Source organism: Streptomyces sp. AB3(2024) (genome assembly GCF_041862025.1).
Taxonomy (GTDB): Bacteria; Actinomycetota; Actinomycetes; order Streptomycetales; family Streptomycetaceae; genus Streptomyces.
Genome location: NZ_JBGWAB010000240.1, coordinates 1 through 5,947 on the forward strand (window position 1 = coordinate 1; position 5,947 = coordinate 5,947).

Consider the following 5,947-nt stretch of genomic DNA (forward strand, 5'->3'; position numbering starts at 1 on the left):
CGGTCCGATGGTCACCAACCCGGGCACCCGCACCTGGGAGGTCACCGCCTCCACCTTCGCCACCCTCAACGACATGTACGGCAACCGCACCGTCTGCGGCATCGGCCGCGGCGACTCCGCGATGCGGGTCGCGGGCCGGGCCCCCAACACCCTCGCCCGGCTCGGCGAGGGTCCAAACACCCTCGCCCGGCTTGGGGAGGCCGGACGGCACGTCATCCCGGCACTCAACGGCTGACCGTCCGCCACGGGGGCACGGCGTGCCCCCCGGGCGGGGCCCGCGACCGACCGGCGCGCAGTGCGGCCGGTCGGCGCGCCGCGGGCTACGGGGCTACGGCCGCCGCGGGTACCGGGCCGCGCGCGGTGCGCATCCGGGCCCCGTCGAACTCCACCGTTTCACCGGGCAGGACCAGCAGGCCGGGCTCACCGTCCTGCCAGGCCGCGCCGATCCGCCGGATCTGGACCGCCGGGCCGCGCGCACCCGCCATGAAGACGGTCGGGTCGACCTCCCAGCCGTGGCCGGCCAGCCACCGCTCCAGCGTCGTGGCGTCCCCGCCGGTCGCTTCCCGTGGCCATGCGTACGTGTTCCGGCTGTCCATGCCCGTCCCCCTCCAGTGCGGCCGGATGCCCGGCGCCGCGCCGATCCTCGCATCCACCACCGACACGGGCCGGTCAATTTCCGGGCGGGACGGCCTCGGCGGGGGAGGGGGGTGCGGGCGGGGTGCCGTCCCCGAAGGGGCGTCCGCCCAGCGCCGCCCGGCCGTGCGGTTCGAGCCAGCCCGACGGGTCGGGGCCGTCGGGAACGATCCCGGACGGGTTGATGTGGCTGTGGACGAGGTAGAAGTGCTTCTTGATGTGGTCGAAGTCGACCGTGTCCCCGAAGCCCGGCGTCTGGAACAGGTCCCGGGCGTAGGCCCACAGCACCGGCATCTCCGCGAGCTTCTGCCGGTTGCACTTGAAGTGGCCGTGGTAGACCGCGTCGAAGCGCACGAGCGAGGTGAACAGCCGGACGTCCGCCTCGGTGATCGTCTCGCCGACGAGGTAGCGGGAGTGTTCCAGCCGCTCGGAGAGCCGGTCGAGGCGCGCGAAGAGACGCTCGTACGCCGCGCCGTAGGACTCCTGGGACTTGGCGAACCCGGTGCGGTAGACGCCGTCGTTGACGTCCGTGTAGATCTCCCCGCCGATGGCGTCGATTTCCGGCCGCAGCGCCGCCGGGTACAAATCCGGTGCGCCGGGGCGGTGGTGCGCCGTCCACTCCAGCATCATGTCGAAGGTGATCTGCGCGTAGTCGTTGGTGACCACCCGGCCGGTCGGCACGTCCACGATCGCCGGCACGGTGATGCCCCGGTCGTAGTCGGGGTCGCGGGCGAGGTATGCCTCCTGGAGCCGTTCTATGCCGAGCACCGGGTCGCGGCCGCCCGGGTCGAGGTCGAAGGTCCAGCTGCGGGCGTCGTGCGTGGGGCCGGCCACGGCCATGGGCAGGGCCTCCTCCAGCCCGAGGAGCCGGCGGATGATCACCGCGCGGTGGGCCCAGGGGCAGGCGCGGCTCACCGCGAGGCGGTAGCGACCGGCCTCCACAGGGAAGCCGTCGCGTCCGTCGGCGGTGATCCGGGTGGCGATGTAGCGGCTGTCGCGGGTGTACCCCTTGCCGCGCTGTACGTCAGTCATGCCGGGGCCCTACCCAGGAACCGCGGCTGCGAGCACCCCCTCCACCGGGCCTCCGCCACCCCTCTGGCCAGGAGATACCCGCTTGGCCAGGAGATACCCGCTGCTTTCAACAGTTGAATTGCGTACGGTTTCGGCCAGCCGTCGGGCCCGCAGGCGATTTCCGGCCGCTATAGGGGTTCCAGCCTAGGGGTACTGGCAGGATTGGCGCTCTGCTAGACATAGGGCAACGGAACGCGTGTGCGGAAGTCGCAAATGGGCCCGGATTGCCGAGCCCGTGTGCTGCTCCGGACTGGAACACGGAGTTTTCATCCCTTGATCGACAACCGTAATGCCGATGGCTGGATCCGCCGCTATCACGCGGCGGACGAAAGCCCGATCCGACTGGTCTGCCTCCCGCACGCCGGCGGATCCGCCTCCTTCTACTTCCCCATGTCCCAGGCCCTGGCCCCCGGGCTGGACGTCGTCAGCGTCCAGTACCCCGGACGCCAGGACCGCCGGCACGAGCCCGGGATCACCGACATCGGCGCCTACGCCGACGCCCTGACCAGTGCACTTCTGCCCTGGACGGACAAGCCCCTGGCGTTTTTCGGCCACAGCATGGGCGCCGTCCTCGCCTTCGAGGTGACCCGCCGCCTGGAGCGTGACCACGGCGTCCACCCCGTCCGCGTCTTCGCGTCCGGCCGGCGCTCACCGTCGAGTTTCCGCCATGAATCCGTGCACCTGCGCGACGATGACGGCATCGTCGCCGAAATGCGCGAACTCAGCGGGACCGACGCCGCCATTCTCGGCGACGAGGAGATTCTGCGCATGGTGCTCCCCGCCATTCGCAGCGACTACACGGCGATCGAGAACTACCGGGCCGCGGCCGACGAAACGATCGGCGCCCCGATCACCGTGCTGACCGGCGAGTCCGACCCCCGCACCAGCGGTGAAGAAGCGGAAGCCTGGGAAGCGCACACCCGCGGTGAATTCGCCATCCACCGTTTTCCCGGCGGACATTTCTTTCTCGCCCGGCATCAGGCACGTATCTTGAAGATCGTTTCTGACGAGCTCGCAGCGGTCGCCACCCCTAGGGGCTGAACCGCACACCGGGTGGGGAGCCGCACGACTGACGGCGCGCCCGGCGCTGAACGGACGAACGGGACCCGAGGCGCGCCCGGCACCCCTCCCCGCACGGAGGGGAGCCGGCCCGCCCCGGGCCACCCCGAACCACCCCGCCCGCCCGGCGGGGGCGCGAGGAGGCACGAAGCAGTGCAGTGCAGGGCAGGCTCAGGCAAGCCGGGGGAAGGGAACAGCGTGGAGGCAAGGCTGGTCGAGCGCGAGCACGAGTGGGAGACGCTGGGCGACCTGCTCGACAGCGCCCGCCGGGGCCGCGGACGCGTCGCCGTCATCAGCGGAGCCATCGCCGGCGGTAAAACGAGCCTGCTCGAATGCTTCACCGAACACGCCCTGTCCGAAGGGGCCTTGGTCCTCGAAGCAGCCGGCTCCCGCGCCGAGCGCTACCTCCCCTTCGGCATCCTGCGCCGCATCCTCGACAGCGCCGCCCCCCTGGACCCCGCAGTCCACGCCGAGGCCACCGCCCTGCTCGACGCGGTCAGCGACCGCGCGACGGACGGCGAAGACGCCGCGAGCGCCGTCGAGTCGGGCATGCGCGTACTGCCCCACGTCTGCGCCTCGCTCCTGCGGATCGCCCGGGACCGCACCGTCGTCATCGCCGTCGACGACGTCCACCACGGCGACGAACTCTCCCGCGCCTTCCTGCTCTGCCTGGCCCGCAGGGTCCGCCAGGCCGGCGTCCTGATCGTCCTCACCGAGGCCGTCCGCCTGCTGCCCGCCCAACTCGACTTCCACGCCGAACTCAAGCGCCAGCCCAACTGCACCACCCTGCGGCTCCCCCTGCTCAGCACTGAAGGCACCGGCCGCCTGCTCGCCGGCCACTTCACCGGCGCCGCCGCACAGCGCCTCGCCGCCGACTGCCAGCAGGCCACCGGCGGCAACCCGCTGCTGGTCAAGGCACTGCTGGAGGACGGCCTGGCCGCCCTCGGCGACAGCGAGCCGTTCCAGCCACTGCGCCCCGCCGAGACCTTCGAACGCGCCGTCCTGGACTGCCTCCACCGCGGCGACCCCGAGATGCCGGCCGTCGCCCGGGGTATCGCCGTCCTCGGCGACGCCTGCCCGCCCGTCCTCCTCAGCCGCATCACCGACGTACACGTCAAGACCGCCGAACTGGCCCTCCAGGACCTGGGACGCTGCGGGATCCTGCGCGACGGCGCCTTCCGCGAGGCCGCGACCCGCAGCGCCGTCCTCACCGCGACCCCGCCCGGAGCGCTGTCCGCCCTCCACCAGCGCGCCGCGCGGCTGCTGCACCAGGAAGGCGCCGCCGCCCTCGACGTGGCCCGCCACCTGCTGGCCGCCCGCAAGCCCGTCGAGGACTGGGCGATCCCCGTCCTGCAGGACGCCGCCGAATACGCCCTCGTCGAGGGCGACCCCGAACTTGCCCTCAGCTGCGGGCAGCTGGCCGTCGACTCCTGCCCCGAGGGCTCCCTGCACACCGCCCTGAAGTCCCGCCTGGTCAGCATCGTCTGGCGCAGCAGCCCGGTCGCCGCCGAAAGCCACCTGCGCCAGCTGTCCCGCGAGTTCTGCGCCGGCCGGCTCACCGACCGCGACCTCCTGCACGCCGTGTCCTGCCTGGCCTGGATGGGCGAGGCCCGGCAGGCCGCCGAGGAGATACGCCGCCTGCAGAGCGACGCCGACCAGGCGCGCGAGAGCGGCCACCCCTCCGCCTACGAACCCGGTACGCTCGCCGCCGCCCAGGACTGGCTCTGCGTCATCAGCCCCCCGGTACGGGACGTCTTCGCCACCGCCGAGCCCGCGGACGCCGCCGTCCCCGGCCCGACCCGTACCCCGGCCACCGGCCGCCTCGCCGGAACCGCCGCCCACGAGATGCCCGACGACGCCCACGTACCGGCCGCCGAGGCCATGCGGACCGCGCTGCGCGGCGGCCACGGCGAAGCCGCCGTCGCCGAGGCCACCCGGGTCCTGCAGCGCTACCACCTCAGCGACCGCACCCTGACCCCCCTCGTCCTCGCCGTCCTGACCCTCGTCTACGCCGGCCGCCTGGACCTGGCCCTGACCTGGATCGACCGGCTGCTCGGCGAGTGCTCCGCCCACAACGCGCCGACCTGGCAGGCGGCGCTCGGCGCGGTGCGCGCCGAGGTTTTCCTGCGCCAGGGCGATCTGCCGGGTGCGGCCGCCCAGGCCCGCCAGTCCATGTCCCTGATCTCCGTGCAGTGCTGGGGCGTGGGCGTCGCCCTGCCGCTGGGCGTCCTCATCGAGGCCGAGACCCAGATGGGCAACATCGACGAGGCCATGAGCCTGCTCGAACAGCCCGTGCCCGAGACCATGCTGGAGACCCGGCTCGGCCTGCACTACCTGCGCGCCCGGGGCCGCTGCCACCTCGCCACCGGCCGCTACCACGCCGCCCTGCGCGACTTCCTCACCTGCGGGGAACTCATGCAGGCCTGGAACATGGAGGCCGCCGAACCGGCGCCGTGGCGGCTGGACGCCGCCGAGGCGTGGCTGGCCATCGGCAACGTGCCGCGTGCCCGGGAGTACGTGGAGCAGCAGCGCCGAAGCGAGGCGGTTCCGGCCGGCGGCAGGCCGCGCGGGGCCCTGCTCTTCGCGCTGGCCCGCACCAGCGGCGACCTCGCCTACCGGCTGAAGCGGCTCACCGAGGCCGTGGACGCCCTGGAGCAGGGCGAGGACCGGCTCCAGCTGGCCCGGACCCTCGGCGAGCTGGGCAGCGCCTACCGCGCCGCCGGCGACTTCAACCGGGCCCGGATGCTCGTACGCAAGGCCTGGCACGTCGCCAAGTCCTGCGGGGCGCAGCCGCTGTGCCAGGAGTTCACCCCCGGCCGGGGCGACGGAGAGAGCGCTCCCGTGGTGGCCGGGCGCGAGGCGGAACCGCCTAAGGAGGCCGAGGTGCTGTCCGAGGCCGAGGCCCGGGTGGCGCTGCTGGCGGCGCGCGGCCACACCAACCGCGAGATCGCCACGAAGCTCTACGTCACCGTCTCCACGGTCGAACAGCACCTGACCCGGATCTACCGCAAGCTGAAGGTCAAACGACGCCGCGACCTGCCCGGCCGGCTGTGGGACCTCAGCCTGCCCGGCATCGCCTGAGGCAGCCCCCGACGCGGGCCCCGTGCGGGGGGCCCGATGCAAGAAAAGGGGGCGGGTGCCCCGGGGCGGGGGCCCCCCGGCCCCCCCCCCCCCCCCCCCCCCC

Annotated in this window: 4 protein-coding genes and 1 pseudogene; 3 read left to right on the forward strand and 2 right to left on the reverse strand. The window is 73.2% G+C overall.

The features are described 5' to 3' along the window. A pseudogene (locus ACEPPI_RS39515) lies at nt 1-199 on the forward strand (LLM class flavin-dependent oxidoreductase); the annotation flags it as partial. Between the two features lie 121 nt (nt 200-320). Here ACEPPI_RS39515 and ACEPPI_RS39520 read toward each other — a convergent pair. Further along, entirely contained in the window at nt 321-596 is a 276-nt protein-coding gene (locus tag ACEPPI_RS39520) for a hypothetical protein (RefSeq protein ID WP_373920084.1), read from the reverse strand. Between the two features lie 73 nt (nt 597-669). Continuing rightward, entirely contained in the window at nt 670-1,665 is a 996-nt protein-coding gene (locus ACEPPI_RS39525; protein WP_373920085.1) for a glutathione S-transferase family protein, read from the reverse strand. A 312-nt stretch (nt 1,666-1,977) separates the two neighbouring features. On the opposite strand from ACEPPI_RS39525, the gene ACEPPI_RS39530 reads away from it, so the two are divergent. After that, nucleotides 1,978-2,745 carry a thioesterase II family protein gene (locus ACEPPI_RS39530; protein WP_373920086.1) on the forward strand — a complete coding sequence of 256 codons (768 nt, stop codon included), beginning with the start codon at nt 1,978-1,980 and terminating at the stop codon, nt 2,743-2,745. 216 nt (nt 2,746-2,961) lie between these two features. Then, nucleotides 2,962-5,844, forward strand: coding sequence for an AAA family ATPase (locus tag ACEPPI_RS39535; protein WP_373920087.1), 2,883 nt, complete (start codon nt 2,962-2,964; stop codon nt 5,842-5,844). Nucleotides 5,845-5,947 lie beyond the last annotated feature (103 nt).

Coding starts and splice junctions, on each gene's coding strand:
- ACEPPI_RS39520 (WP_373920084.1), bottom strand. CDS start 596: ATGGACAGCCGGAACACGTACGCATGGCCACGGGAAGCGACCGGCGGG.
- ACEPPI_RS39525 (WP_373920085.1), bottom strand. CDS start 1,665: ATGACTGACGTACAGCGCGGCAAGGGGTACACCCGCGACAGCCGCTAC.